This window comes from Mesorhizobium sp. M0239 (assembly GCF_040321815.1).
Lineage (GTDB): Bacteria > Pseudomonadota > Alphaproteobacteria > Rhizobiales > Rhizobiaceae > Mesorhizobium.
In genome coordinates, this window is the sequence record NZ_JAMYSG010000003.1 from 260,914 (window position 1) to 281,898 (window position 20,985).

The 20,985-nt window shown below is 58.6% G+C and carries 17 protein-coding genes; 7 read left to right on the forward strand and 10 right to left on the reverse strand.

The features are described 5' to 3' along the window. Positions 1 to 142 precede the first annotated feature (142 nt). The 4 genes from NKI99_RS04410 (at position 143) to NKI99_RS04425 (ending at position 4,126) form a co-directional block, all read left to right on the forward strand. Entirely contained in the window at positions 143 to 1,369 is a 1,227-nt protein-coding gene (locus NKI99_RS04410) for an ROK family transcriptional regulator (protein ID WP_352609895.1), read from the forward strand. After that, complete coding sequence (locus NKI99_RS04415; RefSeq protein WP_023808513.1) at positions 1,369 to 1,815, forward strand: RbsD/FucU family protein; 447 nt, start codon at positions 1,369 to 1,371, stop codon at positions 1,813 to 1,815. The genes NKI99_RS04410 and NKI99_RS04415 overlap by 1 nt, the downstream gene beginning before the upstream one ends. Further along, a complete protein-coding gene (locus NKI99_RS04420) occupies positions 1,812 to 2,735 on the forward strand; it encodes a carbohydrate kinase family protein (protein WP_023808514.1) in 924 nt (307 codons plus the stop codon). The genes NKI99_RS04415 and NKI99_RS04420 overlap by 4 nt, the downstream gene beginning before the upstream one ends. A gap of 248 nt (positions 2,736 to 2,983) precedes the next feature. Next, a complete protein-coding gene (locus tag NKI99_RS04425) occupies positions 2,984 to 4,126 on the forward strand; it encodes a DegT/DnrJ/EryC1/StrS family aminotransferase (protein ID WP_023808516.1) in 1,143 nt (380 codons plus the stop codon). A 15-nt stretch (positions 4,127 to 4,141) separates the two neighbouring features. Here NKI99_RS04425 and cysQ read toward each other — a convergent pair whose 3' ends face one another. Genes cysQ through cysD form a run of 3 tightly spaced genes read right to left on the reverse strand, consistent with a single transcriptional unit; the run spans position 4,142 to position 7,786 of the window. Continuing rightward, positions 4,142 to 4,930, reverse strand: coding sequence for a 3'(2'),5'-bisphosphate nucleotidase CysQ (gene cysQ / locus NKI99_RS04430; protein WP_352609932.1), 789 nt, complete (start codon positions 4,928 to 4,930; stop codon positions 4,142 to 4,144). 10 nt (positions 4,931 to 4,940) lie between these two features. After that, complete coding sequence (gene cysN, locus NKI99_RS04435) at positions 4,941 to 6,878, reverse strand: sulfate adenylyltransferase subunit CysN (RefSeq protein ID WP_352609896.1); 1,938 nt, start codon at positions 6,876 to 6,878, stop codon at positions 4,941 to 4,943. Positions 6,879 to 6,880: 2 nt separating this feature from the next. Then, positions 6,881 to 7,786, reverse strand: a complete 906-nt coding sequence (gene cysD / locus NKI99_RS04440) for a sulfate adenylyltransferase subunit CysD (RefSeq protein ID WP_023808519.1) — start codon at positions 7,784 to 7,786, stop codon at positions 6,881 to 6,883. A 488-nt stretch (positions 7,787 to 8,274) separates the two neighbouring features. Between cysD and NKI99_RS04445 the strand changes: the two genes are divergently transcribed. Together NKI99_RS04445 and NKI99_RS04450 are read left to right on the forward strand one after the other, a co-directional pair. Beyond that, on the forward strand, positions 8,275 to 9,591 hold the full coding sequence (locus tag NKI99_RS04445; protein WP_352609897.1) for an O-antigen ligase family protein: 1,317 nt from the start codon (positions 8,275 to 8,277) through the stop codon (positions 9,589 to 9,591). After that, positions 9,588 to 10,523, forward strand: coding sequence for an NAD-dependent epimerase/dehydratase family protein (locus NKI99_RS04450; protein ID WP_352609898.1), 936 nt, complete (start codon positions 9,588 to 9,590; stop codon positions 10,521 to 10,523). The genes NKI99_RS04445 and NKI99_RS04450 overlap by 4 nt, the downstream gene beginning before the upstream one ends. Positions 10,524 to 10,575: 52 nt before the next feature. Here the strand turns inward: NKI99_RS04450 and NKI99_RS04455 are convergent, their stop codons facing one another. From NKI99_RS04455 to NKI99_RS04470, 4 genes are all read right to left on the reverse strand, one after another. After that, positions 10,576 to 11,118 (reverse strand): sugar transferase, encoded by a 543-nt coding sequence (locus NKI99_RS04455; RefSeq protein WP_352609900.1) that lies wholly within the window; start codon positions 11,116 to 11,118, stop codon positions 10,576 to 10,578. A 122-nt stretch (positions 11,119 to 11,240) separates the two neighbouring features. After that, positions 11,241 to 12,176: a glycosyltransferase family 2 protein gene (locus NKI99_RS04460; protein WP_128302913.1), complete on the reverse strand. Its 936-nt coding sequence runs from the start codon at positions 12,174 to 12,176 to the stop codon at positions 11,241 to 11,243. A gap of 28 nt (positions 12,177 to 12,204) precedes the next feature. Continuing rightward, a complete protein-coding gene (locus NKI99_RS04465; protein ID WP_352609902.1) occupies positions 12,205 to 14,181 on the reverse strand; it encodes an SDR family NAD(P)-dependent oxidoreductase in 1,977 nt (658 codons plus the stop codon). A gap of 183 nt (positions 14,182 to 14,364) precedes the next feature. Further along, a complete protein-coding gene (locus NKI99_RS04470; protein WP_352609904.1) occupies positions 14,365 to 16,044 on the reverse strand; it encodes a polysaccharide pyruvyl transferase family protein in 1,680 nt (559 codons plus the stop codon). On the opposite strand from NKI99_RS04470, the gene NKI99_RS04475 reads away from it, so the two are divergent. Next, positions 15,997 to 16,755 (forward strand): glycosyltransferase, encoded by a 759-nt coding sequence (locus NKI99_RS04475; protein WP_352609905.1) that lies wholly within the window; start codon positions 15,997 to 15,999, stop codon positions 16,753 to 16,755. The two genes, NKI99_RS04470 and NKI99_RS04475, sit on opposite strands and share 48 nt — an antisense overlap. On the opposite strand, the gene NKI99_RS04480 is transcribed toward NKI99_RS04475, so the two are convergent. Genes NKI99_RS04480 through NKI99_RS04490 form a run of 3 tightly spaced genes read right to left on the reverse strand, consistent with a single transcriptional unit; the run spans position 16,735 to position 20,952 of the window. After that, a complete protein-coding gene (locus tag NKI99_RS04480) occupies positions 16,735 to 18,231 on the reverse strand; it encodes an ABC transporter ATP-binding protein (protein ID WP_352609906.1) in 1,497 nt (498 codons plus the stop codon). The genes NKI99_RS04475 and NKI99_RS04480 overlap by 21 nt on opposite strands. Beyond that, positions 18,221 to 19,009, reverse strand: coding sequence for an ABC transporter permease (locus tag NKI99_RS04485; RefSeq protein ID WP_352609908.1), 789 nt, complete (start codon positions 19,007 to 19,009; stop codon positions 18,221 to 18,223). Before NKI99_RS04485 ends, NKI99_RS04480 begins: the two co-directional genes overlap by 11 nt. 17 nt (positions 19,010 to 19,026) lie before the next feature. Beyond that, positions 19,027 to 20,952: a methyltransferase domain-containing protein gene (locus tag NKI99_RS04490; protein WP_352609910.1), complete on the reverse strand. Its 1,926-nt coding sequence runs from the start codon at positions 20,950 to 20,952 to the stop codon at positions 19,027 to 19,029. Positions 20,953 to 20,985: the final 33 nt, after the last annotated feature.

Consider the following 20,985-nt stretch of genomic DNA (forward strand, 5'->3'; position numbering starts at 1 on the left):
TCCCAGCGTGGACGCCGTCTCAACAGACACCAGCACGAAGCCCCTGTCAATAATTAAATCACTCTTATTTATTATTGACAGCCTTGCTTCGTTCACCCATTCTGGCCCAAAAGTATTGAGGGGAAACGACGGGAGGAACAGGGTGGAAACGGCCATTGCGAGGCACGGTTCGCCCGAGGTGAATGACAGTCTCATTCACCGCGGCACCAACCAGAGCGGCATGCGCGACCACAACGAGCGGTTGGTGCTGTCGCTGGTGCGCCAGCACGGCAGCCTGGCAAAATCCGACATCGCCCGCATGACCGGCCTTTCGGCGCAGACGGTTTCGGTCATCATGCGCGAGTTGGAGGAAGAAAGCCTCCTGCTGCGCCAGGCGCCGTTGCGCGGCAAGATCGGCCAGCCTTCCATCCCGATGGCGCTCAACCCCGAAGGCGCTTTCTTCATTGGCCTGAAGATCGGCCGCCGCAGCGCTGAACTGGTATTGATAGATTTCCTTGGCCATGTCCGTTCGATGCTGCAGCATTCCTATCGCTACCCGGCGCCGCGCGAGACGGTGGACTTCGTCACCAACGGCATGCGGCAGATGCGCGGCGAGCTGACGCCCGCGCAAGACAAGCGCATCGCCGGGCTCGGCATCGCCATGCCGTTCGAATTGTGGAACTGGGCCGATACCGCCGGCGCCCCGCGCGATGTCATGGACGAATGGCGTCACCGCGACATCAGGGCCGACATCCAGGCGCAATGCGATTTTCCGGTCTATTTGCAGAACGATGCCACGTCGGCCTGCGGCGCCGAGCTCGTCTTCGGCCAGGCTGGCGCCGCGCGTGACTTCGTCTATTTCTATATCGGCGCCTTTGCCGGTGGCGGCATCGTGCTGAATGGCCGGCTTTTTGGCGGCCCGACCGGCAATGCCGGAGCGCTCGGCTCCATGCCGGTGCCCGGGCCGGACGGCAAGCCGACCCAACTGATCGATGTCGCTTCCATCGCCATGCTCGAAAAGGCGCTCAATGCGCGCGGCATCGAGGCCTCGCATCTGTGGACCTCGCCGGAAGACTGGGGCGAGATCGGATCCGAACTCGACGACTGGATCGCCAGCGCCTCAACGGCGCTCGCTTACGCCATCGTCGCCGCATCCTCGATCATCGATTTCGAAGCGGCGGTGATCGACGGTTGGATGCCGAAGGCGGTGCGCCGCCGGCTGGTCGACGCCATCATTGCGGCCATCGCCACGATCGACAGCGAAGGCTTGAAGCTGCCCGCCATTCGTGAGGGAACCGTCGGCATTCACGCCCGGGCGCTCGGCGGCGCCAGTCTGCCCCTTTCCGAACGCTTCCTGATCGGCTCGACGACAATTTCCAGGAGCGCCTGATGCTGATCGGAATTCCGGCGCTGCTCGGTCCGGAGCTTCTGGCGATCCTGCGCGGCATGGGCCATGGCGACGAAATCGCCCTTGTCGACGGAAATTATCCGGCGGAACAGCAGGCAACCCGGCTGGTACGCGCCGATGGCCACCCTCTTATCCCGGTACTCGACGCGATACTAAGCGTCTTGCCGGTGGACGACGCCGTGCCGGAGGCGCTGTTTCGCGCCTCGGTCAAGGGCGATCCTTCGCTTGCCGATCCCGTCCATCATGAGATCGAGGCGATCTGCGCCAAACGCGCGCCTGGCCGCAAGGTGGTTGCGCTGGCCGGCGCCGACTTCTATGCACGGGTCAAATCGGCGCATGCCATCGTCGCGACCAGCGAGCCGCGGCTCTACGCCAACATCATCATCCGCAAGGGCGTGATCCATCCGCCGGAGACCAGGAAGCCATGATCCTCTGCTGCGGCGAAGCCCTGATCGACATGCTGCCGCGCACGACGACAGCAGGCGAGCCGGCCTTTGCGCCTTATGTCGGCGGCGCCGTGTTCAACACGGCGATCGCGCTTGGCCGGCTCGGCGCGCCGGCAGGCTTCTTTTCGGGCCTGTCGTCGGATCTGTTCGGCGGCCAATTCCGGGATGCGCTGGGGGCAAGCAAGGTCAGCTCCACCTATGCGCACACCTCACCACGGCCAACGACGCTGGCCTTCGTCAAGCTCACCAACGGCCAGGCGACCTACACTTTCTATGACGAGAACACCGCCGGCCGCATGCTGACCGTCGACGACCTGCCGCAGCTTGGCAGCGAGATCGAAGCCATGCTGTTCGGTGCCATCAGCCTGATTTCGGAGCCCGCCGGCAGTGCCTATGAGGAATTCATGCGGCGCGAGCATGAAAGTCGAGTCATGATGCTCGATCCCAACATCCGGCCGAACTTCATACCGGACAAGGCCAAGCACCTCAGGCGCATTCGCGCGATGATGGCGATGGCCGACATCGTGAAATTGTCGGACGAAGACCTGAACTGGTTCGGCGAAGCCGGCTCGCACGAGGATGTCATCCGCAACTGGCTGGATCGAGGCCCGAAGCTGATCGTCGTCACCCATGGCAGCGAAGGCGCCGTCGGCTATACCAGGGAACATGCCGTCACCGTCATGCCGGAAAAGGTCGAGGTGGTCGACACGGTCGGTGCCGGCGATACCTTCAACGCCGGCATCCTCGCCTCCTTGCATGAGCAGGGCCTGCTGACCAAAGCGGCGATTTCCGGCTTGTCGAAAGACGCCATCCACAAGGCGCTGGCGCTCGGCGCGAAGGCGGCGGCAGTGACCGTGTCGCGGGCCGGCGCCAATCCACCCTGGCGACATGAAATCGCCTGAGCAACGCTCAACATAAGCTGAGCCCAATCGATCACTTTATGTTTCGCAGGGGCTCTTTCCAAGGCTATGAGGGCGGGATGGCGCCCGACGAAGCCCGGATTTCCGGCATCTGACTGACATTCGCCGGGAAATACTGGTAACGGACTGCGACACTTGGGCAATTTAGGGCTCCGCCTGCCCGGCTTTCTCGGCAAGCGCAACTCTGGTACCAGCGGCCGATTATCTGGCTAACCCGTTTTGAGGCCGACATGCAGTTCATCGATCTTGGCGCGCAGCGCGAACGAATCCGCGACCGGCTGAAGGCCGCGATCGACCGTGTCGTCGACGAAGGCCGTTATATTCTTGGCCCGCAAGTCACCGAATTCGAGAACAAGCTTGCCGCCTATATCGGCACCAAGCATGTCGTGGCCTGCGCCAACGGCACCGACGCGCTGCTGTTGCCGCTGTTTGCGGCCGGCATCGGCCCGGGTGACGCGGTGTTCGTGCCGAGCTTCACTTTCGCCGCCACCGCCGAAGTGGTGGCGCTGGCCAAGGCCGAGCCGGTGTTCGTCGATGTCGACCCGCATAGCTACAACATCGACATTGCCAGCCTCGAAGCGGCCATCGCCATGATCAAGAAGCAAGGCCGGCTGAAGCCGAAGGCAATCATTCCCGTCGATCTGTTCGGCCTTGCCGCCGACTACGAGGCGATCATGGCGATCGCCAACCGCGAAGGGCTGATGGTGATCGAGGATGCCGCCCAGTCGATGGGCGGTTCGCTCGACGGCAAGATGTGCGGTGCTTTCGGCCATGTCGGATCGACCAGCTTCTATCCGGCCAAGCCGCTTGGCTGCTACGGCGATGGCGGCGCGATGTTCACCAATGATGATGCGCTGGCCGAGCAGCTCAGATCCTTCGCCTTCCACGGCAAGGGCGAAACGCAATATGACAATGTCCGCGTCGGCATCAATTCGCGGCTCGACACGATACAGGCGGCGATCCTGATCGAGAAGCTGGCCATCCTCGAAGACGAGATGGTTGCGCGCCAGGTGGTGGCAAAGCGCTATGCCGACGGGCTTGGCGACATCGTCACCGCGGCCCGCAATCTGGACGGCAGCCGTTCGGCCTGGGCGCAGTACGCCATCGAGACACCCAAGCGCGACGGGCTGAAGGCGCATCTCGGCGATAAGGGCATTCCGTCGGTCATCTACTATGTGAAGCCGCTGCATGCCCAGGTCGCCTATCGCGACTACCCGCGCACGCCGACCGGCCTGGCCGTTTCGGAAGACCTGCCGAAGCGTATCCTCTGCCTGCCGATGCACCCCTATCTCAGCGAAGCCGACCAGGACCAAATCATCGAGACGATCCGCAACTATATCGGCTCGAATTCAGCGCAGGCCGCAGCGGAGTAAGCTGCCGAGCCTTTCTCAGCCGGGGCCCGCAGCCCTGCCGCTGGCAATGAAATGCGGATTGGCAAAATCCTCGTCGTCGCTTTGCCTGCGCTTGCCATAAACCAGAGGCTGGCCATCGAGCGTGCGCGTCATGCCGCCGGCGGCGCGCAGGATGGCGTCGCCCGCCGCTGTGTCCCATTCCATGGTGCGGCCGAAGCGCGGATAGACATCGGCCTCGGCACTGGCGAGAAGGCAGAATTTCAAGGACGAACCGACCGAAACGATTTCGGCGGCACCCAGGTCGCGAATATAGGCCTCGGTTTCCGGTGTGTTGTGAGACCGACTGGCGACGACGGCCAGCGGCGTCGCGGCCGTTCTCGCCGCGATCGACCGGCGGCCGACGACCTGGTAATCGCCATCGATTTCGAGTGATTCCGCCCTGCCCGGCTGGCCGGAAAAGAAGCGCCCCGTACAGGGCGCAAAGACGACGCCGACTTCCGGCACGCCATCGCGAACCAGCGCTATGTTGACGGTGAAATCGGTGCGGCGGTTAACGAACTCCTTGGTCCCATCGAGCGGATCGATCAGAAAAAAAGCCCCGTCCAGGTCGGGCGGCACGATCCCGGCGGAAGCTTCTTCCTCGGCCACGCAGGGGATATCGGGAAATGCGGCACGCAGTCCGGCGAGAACGATCTTTTCGCTCTCGCGGTCCGCCTCGGTCACCGGCGAGGCGTCGGACTTGCGGTCAACCGCACAGCCGGCGTGGAATACGCGCATCACCTCGCGCCCGGCCGACAAGGCCAGGCGCTCGAAGATTTCGAGCATCAGCCTGTCGTCAGATGCCGCCGCCGCTATCGTATTGGTCTTCGGCAATGTCGCGCTCGTTCAGCCAGTGTTCCAGGGCGTCGACCATCTCTTCGGCCGACTTGCCGAGTGTCCGCAGATGGATCTCCGGGGTTTCCGGCGCTTCATAAGGGGAATCGACGCCGGTGAAATTCTTGATCTCACCATTCAGTGCGCGCGCATAGAGGCCCTTGGGATCACGCCTGGCGCATTCCTCGAACGGCGTATCGACAAACACCTCGATGAACTCGCCATCGGCCATCAATTCGCGCGCCATGCGCCGTTCGGCGCTGAACGGCGAAATGAACGACACGATGACGATCAACCCGGCATCGGCCATCAAACGCGCCACTTCGGCGACGCGGCGGATGTTTTCGACGCGATCAGCGTCGGTGAAACCAAGATCGCGGTTGAGACCGTGACGGACGTTGTCGCCGTCCAGGATATAGGTATGGCGGCCGGTAGCGAACAGCTTCTTTTCGAACAGGTTGGCGATGGTCGACTTGCCGGATCCCGACAGCCCAGTGAACCAGAACACGGCGGGCCGCTGGTTCTTCATGTCGGCGCGCACGCGCTTGCCGACATCGAGCGACTGCCAATGAATGTTTTCGGCACGGCGCAACGAGTGCAGGATCATGCCGGCGCCGACCGTGGCGTTGGAGATGCGGTCGATCAGGATGAAGGCGCCGGTGGTGCGGTTTTCGGCGAAGGGATCGAAGGCGATCGGCGTCCGCGTCGAGATGTTGCAGATGCCGACTTCGTTCATTTCGAGCGACTTGGCCGCTTCATGGGCAAAGTCATTGACGTTGATCCGATATTTTAGGTCGGTGACGGTGGCGCTGGTCTGGTCGGTCTCGGTGCGCAGGATGTAAGAGCGGCCTGGTAGCAACGCATGCTCGTCGAACCAGACGATGTTGGCGGCGAACTGGTCGGCGACTTGCGGCCGTGCGGCAGGCGAAACCAGCATGTTGCCGCGCGAGATTTCGACTTCGTCATCGAGGACGAGCGTGACGGCCTGGCCGGCGGCCGCCTGGGCGAGATCGCCGCCATACGAGACGATCCGCTTGACGCGCGAGGATTTGCCGGACTTGGCGACAACGACCTCGTCGCCGGGCGCAACCGAGCCGGAGGCGACCGTGCCGGCAAAGCCGCGAAAGTCGAGATTGGGACGATTGACATACTGGACCGGGAAACGGAACGGCAGTTCGACCATCGCTTCGTCGACCGACACGGTTTCGAGATGCTCGATCAGCGTCGGGCCGGAATACCATTCCATGCTTTCCGACCGGCGGCTGACATTGTCGCCATAACGGGCCGACATTGGGATCGGCACAATGGTCTGGAAGCCGAGATCGCGCGAGAATTGCCCGTAGTCTTCGACGATCCGGTCGAAAACCGCCTGATCGAAATCGACAAGATCGATCTTGTTGACGGCCAGCACGACGTGGCGGATGCCGAGCAGCGAGGCGATGATCGAATGCCGCCTTGTCTGGCGAAGCACCCCCTGCCGGGCATCGATCAGCACGATTGCCAGGTCGGCGGTCGAAGCGCCGGTGGCCATGTTGCGGGTGTATTGCTCGTGGCCAGGTGTGTCGGCAACGATGAATTTGCGTTTCGGTGTGGCGAAGAAGCGGTAAGCGACGTCGATGGTGATGCCTTGCTCGCGCTCGGCCTCCAGACCGTCGACCAGCAGCGCGAAATCGATGTCGTCGCCCGTCGTGCCATGCTTGCGCGAATCGCGTTCGAGCGCGGCGAGTTGATCCTCGAAAATCTGCTTGGTGTCGGACAGCAGGCGCCCGATCAGCGTCGACTTGCCGTCATCGACCGAGCCGCAGGTCAGGAAGCGCAGCAGCGATTTCTTCTCCTGCGCAGCCAGATAGTCGCGAACGCCGTCGGTGGGAGCGAGGCTCTTTGCCATGATGTGGCGCATGGTCAAAAGTACCCCTCGCGCTTCTTCTTTTCCATCGAGCCGGCTTCATCGCGGTCGATCAGGCGGCCCTGCCGTTCGGACGTGCGTGCCGTCAGCATTTCGCCGACGATGGCTTCCAGCGTGTCGGCATCCGATTCGATGGCGCCGGTCAGCGGATAGCAACCCAGCGTGCGGAACCGCACCAGCCTGTTCTCCACTGTCTCGCCGGGGCGCAGTTTCATGCGGTCGTCGTCCCGCAGGATCAGCATGCCGTCGCGTTCCACCACCGGCCGTTCCTTCGCGAAATAGAGCGGCACGATCGGGATACTTTCCTGCAGGATGTACTGCCAGATATCGAGTTCGGTCCAGTTCGACAGCGGAAAGACGCGGATCGATTCACCCGATGCGATGCGGGTGTTGAATATCTTCCACATTTCGGGGCGCTGGTTCTTCGGATCCCACACATGCTGGGCGTTGCGGAACGAAAAGATGCGCTCCTTGGCGCGCGATTTCTCCTCGTCGCGACGAGCGCCGCCAAAGGCCGCATCGAAACCGTATTTGTCGAGCGCCTGGCGCAGCGCCACGGTCTTCATGACATGGGTGTGGGTGTTCGAACCATGGTCGAACGGATTGATGTTGTCGCGCACGCCGTCTTCGTTGACATGAACCAGGAGATCGAAGCCGAGTTTCTGCGCCATCTGATCGCGAAAGGCGATCATCTCGCGGAACTTCCACGTCGTGTCGACGTGAAGAAAGGGGAACGGCGGCTTGGCGGGATAAAACGCCTTCATCGCCAGATGCATCAACACGGATGAATCCTTGCCGACCGAATAGAGCATGACCGGCTTGGCAAAAGCGGCCGCAACCTCACGGAATATATGGATGGACTCGGCTTCAAGCCGCTGAAGATGCGTAAGCGCTGTTGTCATGGGCCGTGGGCGTTCTTTCGTATCTTCCAACAGAAGACCTTGCCTCAAATCATCGAGCTCTTCGCGCCCGGTTCGAGCCTTGTTTCCGGACAATCTTTCTCGTGCCGGCGTTCTAGCAGATCGCCATTGTCAAGAACAATGCAAGACTGGCCCGGCCGCACATGGTTCGAGAATGAATTTTCCACAGATGCCGGCAAACCCGGAAATTCCTGCCCGCAAGCTCAACGGCCCAGAAAACGCGGGGAAAATATTGCTTGAATGGACCAGTGTGCGGCTTTCAAGTGACTTCCTCTGGTCGGCCCGCGCCTGCCGCCGATTTTCGGTGGCAATCTGCCCTATACACTATCGAAAATGGGGGGCAGCCGCTATACCAGCCTCGGGAAGCGGGCAAGTGCATCATGAGGCATGGGCAATTTCGAGGCGAGCGCATTCAACTTCGCTAAACAGATCCGCCGCATGAAACTTGCCGAAGACAGCGAGCCCGAAAATTGACCCGGCTTTCATCCCTGAGACAGCAATTCACGCCTTCGCGGATCAACAACTACTTCTCCATCCTTTGCTTCTTTTTTCCACCGGTTCTGGGATCGGTGGTCAGCTTCGTATTCAATGGCGGAGGCCTTTCGTCAGTCCTGCTGATTGCTTTACGGAAAAGGCGCTTCAACGCCGACCGGCCCATGATCTGGATGACGGTCGCGATCTATGCCTACTGCGCCTCCAATCTCCTGGCTTCCATCGTCAACAATTCGTTCGCCCGGGATGCGCCGCATCTTATCCCGCTGGTGACCTTCCTGTTTTTCCCCGTGTCCTATTCGACCTGGAGCATCACGCAGAAAACCACGCTTGCCCGCATCATCGTGCTTTCCAGCATGGCCGCCTGCTTTGTCGCGCTGCTCATAGCCGTCATCCAGCAATATTGGATTGGCGTCAGGGCCGAGGGGGGAGCTGGAAATCCGATCGTGTTCGCAACCGTCGTCTGCCTTGCCGTGGTCATGTGTGTGGCTGGCGCCTTGTCCGGTATTGAGCAAGCCCGGACACCCCTCTTCTACGCGGCACTGGCCGGGACGATCGCCGTCATCTATTCCGGCTCGCGTATCGTCTGGCTGGCACTGCTGATCACCGGTATCGCCGTCATGCTGATCAACCGGCACAGGCTCAGAGGCAGGAATGCCGTTCGCCTGCTGCTGCTGCTGGCGGCGGTCGGCGTCGTGATCGCCGCTTCCAGCATCCAGGCGATATCCGGGCGGGTCGACTTTTTGCGCTCCGATTGGGGTGCGCTTGGAGCCAGCGGCAACTACGATACCTCGCTGGGAATACGTGTTGCGCTTTGGGAGATCGGCCTCAAAGCATTCCATGACATGCCACTGTTCGGGCACGGTGTGGGTGCAACCCAGCTTCTGATCAAGCAGGGCTTTCATGAGCAGTTCGCGATGGACACAGGCTTCAACCATTTTCACAACGGCTTCCTGACCGCCTTGGTGCAAGCGGGAATTCTGGGCGCCGTGACGCTGGCGGCGATCTTTATCGTTGCCGCTGGAAATGCCGTCCGGGTCTTGCGAAACAGCAGCGATCCGAGCGAGCGGTTCGGCGCGACCATGATTGTCGTCGTGGTGATCACCTATCTGACGGCCGGAATGACAGGCATCCTGATCGGCCATGACATTCTGGACTCGGTGCTGATGGTCTTCCTGGTGAGCGGAACATATCTCGCCTCCGGCCGCCAGGTTCCATTGTTGGAAGAGCAGGCACCTGCGCCAGTGATGGAAGAGCGAGTAGTCAGCAAAGAGCTGTTTCGGGCAAGACCATGAAGGTTCTGGTCACGGGAGCGACAGGTTTCATCGGGCGTCTTGTCGTGCGCCACCTTCGCGAAGCCGGTGCCGAGCTTCGCCTCGCCTCCCGCCATCCCGAGAGGCTGGGTTCGGAAAACGAGACTGTGCCGATGCCCGGTTTCGACGCGCCGGCCGCCGCCTTCCTGGAACTGACCCGGGATATGACTGACGTCGTCCATTGCGCCGGCCTCAACAATGATCAGGGAAATGCAACCGAAGCCGATTACAGGGCAGTCAATGTGGAATTGAGCGCGCGGCTGGCGCATGCGGCGGCCGCCCAGATAAGCGGACGCTTCATCCATCTCTCCTCGATCCGAGCGGTGATCGGCGCGCATATCAGCGCAACGATCGACGAGGACACGCTTCCTGCCCCACAATGCGCCTATGGACGCTCGAAGCGCGAAGGCGAGATCAAGGTTTTGGACGCCTACGCGTTACACGGCCGCTCGGACGCCGCCGTGTTGCGCCTGCCTCCGGTTTATGGAAGCGGCATGAGGGGAAATCTGGCAACGCTGATGCGCGTTGCCGATACGCCGCTGCCGCTGCCGACGGGTGCCTTGACCGGAATCCGCTCGCTGATGTCTTCCGAAGCCGCGGTGCGAGCAGTGTCGCACCTGCTCAGCCATTCCGGACCGCTTCGCCCGATCTACGTCGGCGCCGATGTGGCGCCGGTCACCGTCGAGGCCATCATCGTCGCCTTTCGCAGAGGTTTGGGGCGGCCTGTGCGCCTGATGGCTGTGCCGGCCGGCCTGATACGGCCGGTCGTGGCCGCGCTCGGCAGGCGGGCGTTCTGGGACAGCCTGACTGCGACACAGATATGCGACCCCGCCCTGCTGGTATCGCAGGGGTGGACGCCTGAAGCTCGCACGGTCGAGCGGCTGGCCGAGCTGGCGCGGCTCGGTAGATCCTGACTTTCTTGCTTGACCATGATCTTTTCCAAAAACCGGCTTCCACTTTTTGGGATCATGGTCTTCGGTAGAGCGTTCCAAACAGGATCCGAAAATCGAGCCAGAACGACGCGGTGCGGAGGTAGGCAGCATCCGTTTCGGCCAAAAGCTCCGGGTTCGACATGTCGATGCCCCTGATCTGGGCCAGGCCTGTTATGCCCGGCAGCGCCGCCAAAACCCCCAGCCGCCTGCGACACTCGATCAATTCCGTTTGGGTCGGCAGGCAGGGGCGCGGCCCGACCAGGCTCATTTCGCCCTTCAGGACGTTCCAGAATTGTGGCAGCTCGTCGAGCTTGAACTTCCGCAAGACCTTCCCGACCGATGTCACGGAATCCACCGGCGCCTCATGCGAGGGCAGTGACGGCGTCCCGACGTACATCGTGCGCAACTTGTAGCAGCGAAAAAGCCGACCGTCACGGCCGACCCGCACCTGTGAAAAAATAGCCGGGCCCGGCGACGATGCCCGAACGGCAAGGAGGGTGAGCGCCAAGACAGGAGATGTCGCCACCAGCAGCAGAGCCGCACCGGCAATATCGAAGATTTTCTTGGCTGCCTTCATGAACGGCCGATAGTGCTCCCTGCCGAAGTCCCGAGGCAACGCCGCAGGCAAATGCCGTCAATCCGGCCGAAGTAGCATGAGCCGATCTTTTGGCCAAGCGTGCCACGCACTCGTGCCAATGTTCAGATGCGCCCCAGGACGAAAGCGAGATAGAGCCCCAGGTTTCCGGAAACGGTCTGCCGATAGACGCCGCTTTGGCGCAAGCCCGCCAAGCGCCGGAAAAGACCGCCGTTGCGCCCGCGGGTGAAAAGGTCGAGGCATGCCGTCGCGTCCTCGGTCAGGAGGTCGCGATTGAGGGCGAGACCGTCGAGGTTGAGGTCTGTCCAGCCGGCGAATTCCCCCTTGAACAGGCGGCCAAGCCGGGACACCCTTGCCTTCCAGGACACGTTGGCGCCGACCAGGTTCGCCGCGTGCTGCCGGTAGCGCACCAGCGGCCGCGGATCGTAGCGGACGATGCCGCCGGCGGCGGTCACGATGAGATAGGCCCACCAGTCATGGCTGACGAACCCGGTCCGCGTGGAGGCCCTGGCCAGCAGGTCGCGTGCCGCCGCGTTGAGCAGGATTGTGTTGCCGCCGGCGATGCTTTGCACAAGCGCGTTGCGAAAGGTTGGCGGCCGGGCAAACAGCGGCGAATGGCCGACGAGACTTCCTGTTTCCGTCATGGTTGCGGTTCGCGAACAAAACATCAGCGGGGTTTTCGCATCCTGGGTCCGCATCCAGCTGATAGCGCTCTCCAGCCTGTCGGTTTCCCAGATATCGTCCTGGTCGCAGAAGGCATAGCAGTCCGCCTCGATGCGTCGATCGACGATCATGGAGCGGAAATTGGCGGCGAAGCCTTGCCGCGGCCCCTCTACCAGCGTCATCCGACCTTTGGGCCGCCAGCGGGATTTCCATGTCTCGATGATGGCGGTCGTGCCGTCGATGGAGCCATCGTCTGAAATCCACAGGTCGACCAGAGGGTGCGACTGCGCGAGCAGGGACTGCAGCTGTTCATCGATGAAGGCCGCGCCATCCTTCGTGCCCATCAGGACCGCGATGCGCAGATCTGCTTTGCTCACGACCAAGATCGCTTTCTGAATTCTGAACCTAGCTCGCCTGCCCGGCCGTTTTCGGGATCGCGTCTTGACGTGCACTCTCCCTGGCCTTCTTGGCGCGGTCGAGACCTGCCAATGCGGCGAGCGCGGCAGCCTTGTCCTGGTTTTTCGCCGACTGCTGCAGCGCCGAGAGCGCGACCTGGACATCCGACCATTCCACGACGTCCGTGCTGAGGCCGAAAACCTTCGAGATGCCGAGTTCGACGAGTTCCTCGTCTTCGCCATGCAGCGTTTCGTGAAGTTTTTCGCCCGGCCTGATGCCGGTGAACCGGATCGCGATGTCCTTGTATGGGCTCTTTCCGGACAAGCGGATCATCGTTTCGGCCACTTCAAGGATCGGCACCGGCTTGCCCATGTCGAGCATATAGACGGCATAATCGTGTCCGCTCTGCCGCGACGCGGCATCGGCCGCCGACATGATGACGAGATCGACGGCTTCGGCCACGGTCATGAAATAGCGCGTCATGCGCCGGTCGGTGATGGTGACGGGCCCCCCAGCCTCGATTTGCGCCTGGAATATGGTCGCCACCGAACCATTGCTGCCGAAGACATTGCCGAACCGCACTGCAATGAACTTGGTGGCCGGGTCACGCCCGCCCGTCTCGCCATGCAAGGCGCTGATGATCTGTTCGGCGGCCCGCTTCGTCATGCCAAGCACTGATGAGGGATCCACCGCCTTGTCGCTCGATATCAGGACAAATTGCGCAACCCCGCACTTGGCGGCAACTTCGGCGCAGACGAGCGTTCCGAAAATGTTGGTTTGAATGGCTGAATCCCAGTTTTCCTCGAGCAGCGGAACGTGCTTGAGCGCCGCGGCATGAAAGATGATGTCCGGCCGGAATTCCGTGACGACACGCGTTATCTGGCGCCGGTCCGCGACATCGACGATGCGGACCTTGAGGCGGTCATGGTCCTTTTCGTCAACATACTGGCTCAACTGGAAAATGCCGAACTCGGAGTTGTCGGCGACCAGCACCGCCTCGGCTCCCAGTTCCAGCGACCGCTTGACCAGCGTCTGGCCGATAGAACCGGCGCCGCCGGTCACCAGAACGCGTTTGCCGCTGACAAAGGCGCCGATGCGCTGGATGTCGGACGCGACCGCCGGACGGCGCAGGATCGTTTCCATCTCAACGGTGTCGAGAACCAGCTTTCCGTGCTGTTCCAACTCCGAAAGGCCTGAGAACTGCACCACATTTATGTCGCCGTGCCGGGCAACGCGGACGAGTTCCGAATAGTCCTCGATCTCGTGCTCGGCGCCGCTGCCGAAAATCAGCAAGTCCAGACTTTTGGTGCCGGTCGCATAGTCCTCCAGGACATCGATCAGGCGCGGCATGGTCGCCACCACGGGAACACCTTGAATCCGCGTGCCCAACGGTGCGCCGCGCTCGGTCGCCATGATGCCTGCGATGGAATAGTCCGCCGGTTGCGCCGTGCGTGTGAAGCGAATGATCAGGTCGGCCTCGCCGAGCCGGCCGACGAACAGGGCGCGCTTGGCCTGCCTGATGTCGGTCTTGCGGCTCAGAATCCCCCAGCTCGCGCCGTCACGCAGGAAGCGGTAGAACAGCCGGGGTGCCGAGATGATGGTGAAGGAGACAAGGAAGAAGACGATGAACTGACGCTCGTTGAGCCCCGCGACCGGCCGGTAAAACCGCAGCAGCAGCGACGCCCCATAAAGAGTGAACGTCAAGATCGCGCAGCTCTTCAGGATGTTGAAAAAGTCCGGCGTCGAGGCGAAGCGCCAGACGGTGGTGTAGAGGCCACTGTAGCGGAACAGCAAATGGCTGATGACGACGATGCCCGCCCATGTCGCCAGACCCTCCTTGGAGAGCGCTTCGAACGAAAGATTCGACCGCGAAAGCACGAGGCTGAGCGCAACGGCGACCAGGACCATGACCACGTCCTGGACCATGATGAAGGCGCGCCGCATCTGTGGCCTGAGCCCGAACACAGCTTCGAGGTGGGAATTCATTGGACGGCACTAGACTCCAGGCTCAGGGGCATCGACACCAGCGAGGTGCGACACGAAGATACTTCGCGACCGCTTTCTCAAAGTGCCATCCCCGGCCCCCGCCGTCCTGTATCGCATACTTCGGCGGCGAGGGCATAGCCAGAGGTTTTTTCGGGAAGAGGCGGTCAGGGCGCTAGACCTCGATCAGTGAATATCTGTCCTGGCCCGCCTTGCCTCCACCGATTGCGTGCGTTCAACCAAAATTCCATCTGCATCTGCATCGACATAGATGAAATCGCCGAACTCCATTGGCTCAGTTGTCACAAGCTTGTCGGCCGCCTCGTTGTTCCAGTGAGATATAGAACCAGAAGAGGTTTTGAAATACGTGGAGGACGAATAGTCAACTGGCTTAAGATACCAGTCTAGGTGCACGGCTTCAAAAGGATAATAGACACGCCTGGCAGTCTTCATTCTGCTAAAGGGCTCGCCAGCCCTGTGTAACGCGAAGGTGGTGTCAATTGCGGCTTCAATACTGGCGACCCGCCCATGCGATGTGTCTATCCATTCAGGCTTGCGATGCCAGAACTGCTCAATGTGGCGAGCCATAACATCCTGGAACAATGGATAATCGTGCGGAACATCGCGGATGCGGATCATCGGACCGACGCATTGCACCGAGGTGTAGTGATCGAGGAGTTCGTCGTAAATGTCTAGCGTGTCAGCATCCGCGACCGAAAGATCGATGTCGCAGTCGGTTACAACATACCTCGAGGGTTGTGCCCACGAAGAAAAATAATGCTTAATAGTTTCATCAATTTTATTCAAATCATCTTGGGTAAATACCTTTTGCTTTCTGTAAATAACACACCCCTCAGATTCCAGTTCATCAAGTATACGCAATGTTTCCAGATCATCTGACCCGTTGTCATGTATAATTATCGCAACATTTCTCTTCATTCTTTTGTAGGACTCAACGCAAATCCGCAGGAAGGTTCCGCGATTGTAAGAAATTACGAAGATCGGCAGAGGCGCTTCTCGACATGAAGACAAAGTCAGATAGGAACGTTCTCCAAGATCATAAGAGAGCTCGCCTACCCGATCGTTGGGAAAATTTTTGATCAAACCCTCACGATCGATCTGCATCTCATGCAAGGTGGCCCGAGCAACCAACTCATTAATTCTTACGTCACTTGCCGGTTCATACGGCTGAAGCTGAGGTCGATCTGCCAGAGAAAACCAGTCTCGAAATTTGAACCCACTCCTAACGACGCGATCAGAAAGCTTGATCCAAAGATTGGGGATGCCAAACGCCTCGGCGAATATTAGCCCGTGGAGGCTTGAGCTTATAATCGCGTCGCATGACTGCATTCTGCGAAAAAACTCAGCGGGTGCGTCGTGGACGTTAAGATCAACTACCCCCTCCTCGAGAACAAGCCGCTGGAAAAGGGGATGCTGGCGATCCACATAGTGGGGAACAAGGCCTACACGGAACCTTTGCTCAGATTTAACAATTCGAGGAATAAAATTGGAGACCAGAAAACCGGGATCGCCAAGCGGAATGTCAGGAACGTCAACGCCAGCCGATCTAAATTTCTGATGGGTTAATTTGCCCCGTAACGCATATACGTTGGAGGCAGCAATCTGCGAGACTTGCTGATCCGGATCCATGAGGCCAGTGCCCCACAAGATTGCCTTGGAGTTCGCGCTGCCCGCGATGCTGCCGATTGCAAAAAGTCGCGACTGGTCAGAATCAGCGGAAAATATTGTATGATGGCGCGAGACATGCTCAATCACGTCCGGGCTCACCACGTCACCGATGTTCCCGATCCTTGAAAAGTGCCACTCTCGAATTGCAACGTCGGACTGCTCCGATGCGGCGCTCAACCATCCTCTTCTCACAGTTTTAAGCAGGAAACGATGGATACGGCTTTTGTAATTAGGTTTCATTACGGTCCAAGCGATCGGCGGTTTGATTGGCGGTTTGCGTATTTTCGCTCTGTAGTGCTTCCTCGCATACTCTCACAGACCGTCAATGAGTTCGAGATTGCCATCTGGTGCAACCCTTGGCATCGAGACATGTTTCTCGCACTCTCTGAGAAAATCAGGGTTTTCGGCGTACGCCCCGAAGCCGATGGCTTCGTTAGGCCAGAAGACGTTGAGCGAGCTAAGAACTATCATATTGATTTCACTTACTGGCGAGATGTTGTTGGACTACCTCCGTACCGAATTCAAGTTGGTCTTGACAGCGACGACCTTATAAGAAAAGATTATCTTGAAAGAATATATCAAGAAGTCTCAAAAAGTCGCTCGAGTTCACTTCATGTATGTTTTCAGCCAATGATATTTAACCTTGAAAACCTTACGCAGTATGACTTTAAGGCGATATACGGACCAGAGGCCGGATCCCCATTCTTTGCAATATTTCAGAATGAAGTGGACGGTTATATTTTCTCCTACGAACAGTCTCACTTGAAACTGCCGAAACTCTTCGCGAATTCGGTCAAAGTGGAGCCAGGCTACTGTTGGTTCACGATTCATGACTCGAACGCATCGACCCGGCTGCCATCCACAAGTTCACCGATCCTCAATCCCTAAGGCCGTCGGAGGCGGTCGCTGTGATATATAGGGCTGCGCACCGAAGTCGACACGCCCTACGGCAATTGATCCGGTTTCAGGAGCCACCCTCACCATCAGCGCATCCATAATTCTGTGCATCACAATGCGCTCGGAATCCCGTGTTCCGGTAACACCGCAACTGAGGAAATAGACCCCTGGAAGCATCGAGCAAGAGAACTCCCAACGAACAGACATTGATTGCGCAGCGTACACAGACTTCGTTCTTTGGCCTGGCGAACGGATCGTCTGAGCCCCCCCGAGCCCATAACCCTCCATGGTTCGAATCCAAATTCCAAATCCAACATCCTGCGCACTCAGGTCGAAATCCACTTGATATTCAAATACATAGCGACGCCCAAGACGCAGCACGTTCACCTGGTTTCCGCTGAGAGTCAGGACGCGCATGCTGTGAATGTGCGCCCCACGCTCTTCGTGTGACTCAAGCGATTGAGACTGCATCCCATCATCGAGATAATCGCTAATGTCCGCGACTGCCCCGGCGGACCCTTCCAAATCTTCCGTCCAGAGGGAACTGTCACTCGGGTCGTTGACCGGTGGCTGGTGCGTCTTTGCCTGCCCTTGCCTTACCGCGGATTCATCTGGAGATGAACCGCTGAGAGCCAAGATGTCCGACCGGATCGCCGACGCACCGTCAGGGCTCGCATTTACCAGCCGCTGATACTGACCAGTCACAGCTTTTGGATTACCCTCAAGGATCTTTTCACCGCCATCGAGAAGAATCGCTCGCGTGCATAGTTGCACAATGGTTTGCGCACCGTGGCTGACAAAAAGGATGGTGCCGCCCTTGTCCTTGATGTCCTCAATGCGGGCGTAGCATTTGCGCTGAAACGCCTCGTCCCCCACGGACAAGGCCTCATCCACCACCAGAATATCTGGATCGACATTAATCGCCGTGGCAAAGGCCAGCCGCACATACATACCTGACGAATAGGTCTTCACCGGTTGGTCGATGAAAGGGCCAATATCGGCAAAACGCGCTATGTCGTCGAAGCGCCACTCCATCTCCTTGCGTGGCACGCCGAGGATAGACGCGTTCAGGAACACGTTTTCGCGTCCGGTGAATTCGGGGTTAAATCCGGCACCAAGCTCCAGCAGCGCCGCGATGCGGCCATTGACCTCGACCGACCCAACAGTTGGCTGCAGCGTGCCGCAAATGATCTGCAGCAGCGTGGACTTGCCAGAGCCGTTGCGGCCAATAATGCCGACTGTCTCGCCGCGACCGACCTCGAAAGAAATTCCGGACAGGGCTGCGAAGTCACGAAAATAGCGACGCGGCGAACGACCGATCAGCCGCTCCAGCCGCGGCACGATCATCTGTTTGAAGCGGTCCTCCGGTCGCTCGAACATGACATAATGCTTGGACACATCGCGCACGCGAATGGCAAAATGTGAGGTATGCTCGCCTGCCTCGATGGCAAAGTCGTTAGAGGACATCGGCAAAGCCCCTGCGGGTCTTCTGGAAAAACTGATACCCGAGAACAGCCACCACAATCGCCGCACCCGAATAGGAGCCAAGCGACATCCAATCCGGCATTACCCCGAAAATGACGACGTCACGGAAACTCTCGACTGGGATCGCGAGCGGGTTGAGAGACAGCCAAGGTTGTAGCCAGGTTGGCAGCGACGTTCGCTGGAAGAACACCGGCGACAGGAACATCGTGGTGGTCACCAGCGGCGTCACGATTTGGCCCATGTCACGAAAATAGACACCGATTGATGCCAACAACCAGGCGATGCCAAGCACCATCACGATAAGCGGGCCGAATGCCAACGGGGCCAGGAGCACGGTGAGAGAAACGTGGCCGAAGATGATGTAGGCGAAAGCGAGCAGCACCAGCAGACTGACGGCAGCATGAAACAACGCAGCACCCGCCGAAACCACCGGCAATATCTGAATCGGGAAGACGATCTTCTTGACGTAGTTGGCATTGGCTACAATCAACCCTGGCGCTAGCGAAACTACTTCAGCGAAAAATTGGAAGACGATGAGCCCACAAAACAGGATGACTGCGAATTCACCCGTCGAATGTGCGGCGCTCTCCTGACCAGGAATTGTCCAGCGCGACTTCATCACAACACCGAATACGAAAGTGTAAACTGCCAGCATCAGAAGCGGATTGAGTAGTGACCACAACAACCCGAGCATTGAGCCGCGATAACGCCCCACCACCTCGCGGCGGATGAGAGATAATACGATATCCTTATTTGGCATATCTTGCTTACGACGCCCTAATTGCCAGGAACCCGAGATTCAGCAATCTCAGAGCGAATCCGACGAGCCAGCTCCAGCCGATCAGCGATGGGCGACTTACCTTTCGCCATATTGACGATAAACTCGTAGCCGACGGTTTCAAACGAAACCTGCTCCGAGCATTCGACCAAATTCAATGAGAAAAGATCGCTCATGATCAAAGAAAATGACGATGGTGTAAACCTCCAATTATGCACATCAAAATACTTATCCTCCATCTGGGCTCTCTCGTACAATTCTTCAGCTTGTTGAAAAGTATGCAGAAATTTCAAATCACCCGCAGCACCACGATACCATGAGGGCTTGCCATCCAAAAACGCTGCAAGGGACACGTGGTCGAAGATCGTTCCTGGAGTATGGCGCTTTCGCTTCTCTATAAAAGCTTGAAGAACATCTCCTGTCGTCGTGACTCCCCGGAAAATGTCGAAACAATATCGGCAGTCCGGTATTGCCAATGAAATCACTCCACCGGGTTTCAACATCGATTCGCACTGCCTAATAAAACTAACAAAATCTGTCGTGTGTTCGATGACATGTGAAGCAATGACAAAATCATAATACTCTTTACGCCCGGTCAATTCATCCAAAGGCTCACCCTGCCAAACGAAATCCACTTCTTCAATTAGGTTCGTGTCGACCCCCATACCTTTGTACTTTCGTCGCAACTCATCTGCGGGCGCGTGATCGAGCGTCTCAACGCGATAACCCTGAGCCTTAGGGAGCAGAGGACTGTACCCCGGACCTATCTCAAGGCCCAAACCTTGTGGGTCAATGTGCCATAGCAACTTCTCGTGCCTATTCAATTGATGATCGAGTGGCGCTTTCTTTGCTGACCGCGAGTTAGCTGGGTTCTCCGAGCTTAAGCCGAAGAGAGAGCCTTCGCCCCTCACGATCTGAGAAGAAGTAACGGCAGCAATGGCACTGAACCCGCGCCGCGCAGGCTGTGATTGGCTCTCCGCCACGAACCGCTCTATGGTATCAACCCAATTGCCCGCGTGCTTCGCCAGGACCCGCGAATCCCACACCTCATTTGAACAATTGCCGGCAATGCGATGGCGCATTTCATCGTCGTGGATCATACGATCCAACGCGTTCGCCCATTCGTCAAAATTTGCACTGGCTAGAAGGCCGTTTTCACCGTGACGCACTGTGTCTTTATAAGCAGCGACATTGCTATAGATTCCTGGAACGCCAATGGCGCTATAGTCGAGAAATTTGACGTCGGATTTTGAATTGTTAAAACAACTGTCGTTTAATGGCGCGATTGCGAAATCCCAACCTACCTTCTCTTGCATCCATTTTACAAATCTCGGATACTCAACATTTTCATGAGGAACATTTATCACACGAACTGGAAGTTGTCCGAATACAGAAATAACATCTGATGGATCAGCAACACCGACAATCTCAAATTCGATATTGGAATTTAATGACATAAATCGTCGAAGTGGCTGGACGACACCCAAAAGATCCTCAAAATGAGTGAATGTCCCCATATATCCAAATCGCAACTTCCGCGACGAAGAGGAAGAAGCCTCCCGTCCGGGACGCTGAAACAGCGTATCGTCTATTTGATTGGGCAGAACAGCGATATTAGCGTTCAGCCCACCTATGCGCTTCGCTAGCGTAGGAGTTGAAACGATGACGCCGATACTCTTCTGAATAAAGCGCCTGCATATTGTTCGTTGAAGCGCTCCCGGCCAAGGTGCGCGTCCCGGTTCAGAATTCAAATCAAGAAGATTGTCGTCTAAGGCGTATACGAGGGGAATACGCCTATGTTCAAGCTCGGAGAAAAGTGCGGCCTGCGCACTAGCTTGCCTTCCGGCGTCAAGATCTTGGCGCCAGAGGCGATCAACCACTACAACGTCAGCAGCATCATCAGGCAGCTTCACACCGGCCGACAATGCAATTCTCGTTGCAATTGAAGGATGCCCTAG

What these genes read in the sequence shown, in the direction of transcription:
- NKI99_RS04415 (WP_023808513.1), top strand. Translation starts at nt 1,369, where the DNA reads ATGCTGATCGGAATTCCGGCGCTGCTCGGTCCGGAGCTTCTGGCGATC.
- NKI99_RS04420 (WP_023808514.1), top strand. Translation starts at nt 1,812, where the DNA reads ATGATCCTCTGCTGCGGCGAAGCCCTGATCGACATGCTGCCGCGCACG.
- NKI99_RS04425 (WP_023808516.1), top strand. Translation starts at nt 2,984, where the DNA reads ATGCAGTTCATCGATCTTGGCGCGCAGCGCGAACGAATCCGCGACCGG.
- cysQ (WP_352609932.1), bottom strand. Translation starts at nt 4,930, where the DNA reads ATGCTCGAAATCTTCGAGCGCCTGGCCTTGTCGGCCGGGCGCGAGGTG.
- cysN (WP_352609896.1), bottom strand. Translation starts at nt 6,878, where the DNA reads ATGCGCCACATCATGGCAAAGAGCCTCGCTCCCACCGACGGCGTTCGC.
- cysD (WP_023808519.1), bottom strand. Translation starts at nt 7,786, where the DNA reads ATGACAACAGCGCTTACGCATCTTCAGCGGCTTGAAGCCGAGTCCATC.
- NKI99_RS04450 (WP_352609898.1), top strand. Translation starts at nt 9,588, where the DNA reads ATGAAGGTTCTGGTCACGGGAGCGACAGGTTTCATCGGGCGTCTTGTC.
- NKI99_RS04455 (WP_352609900.1), bottom strand. Translation starts at nt 11,118, where the DNA reads ATGAAGGCAGCCAAGAAAATCTTCGATATTGCCGGTGCGGCTCTGCTG.
- NKI99_RS04465 (WP_352609902.1), bottom strand. Translation starts at nt 14,181, where the DNA reads ATGAATTCCCACCTCGAAGCTGTGTTCGGGCTCAGGCCACAGATGCGG.
- NKI99_RS04480 (WP_352609906.1), bottom strand. Translation starts at nt 18,231, where the DNA reads ATGTCCTCTAACGACTTTGCCATCGAGGCAGGCGAGCATACCTCACAT.
- NKI99_RS04485 (WP_352609908.1), bottom strand. Translation starts at nt 19,009, where the DNA reads ATGCCAAATAAGGATATCGTATTATCTCTCATCCGCCGCGAGGTGGTG.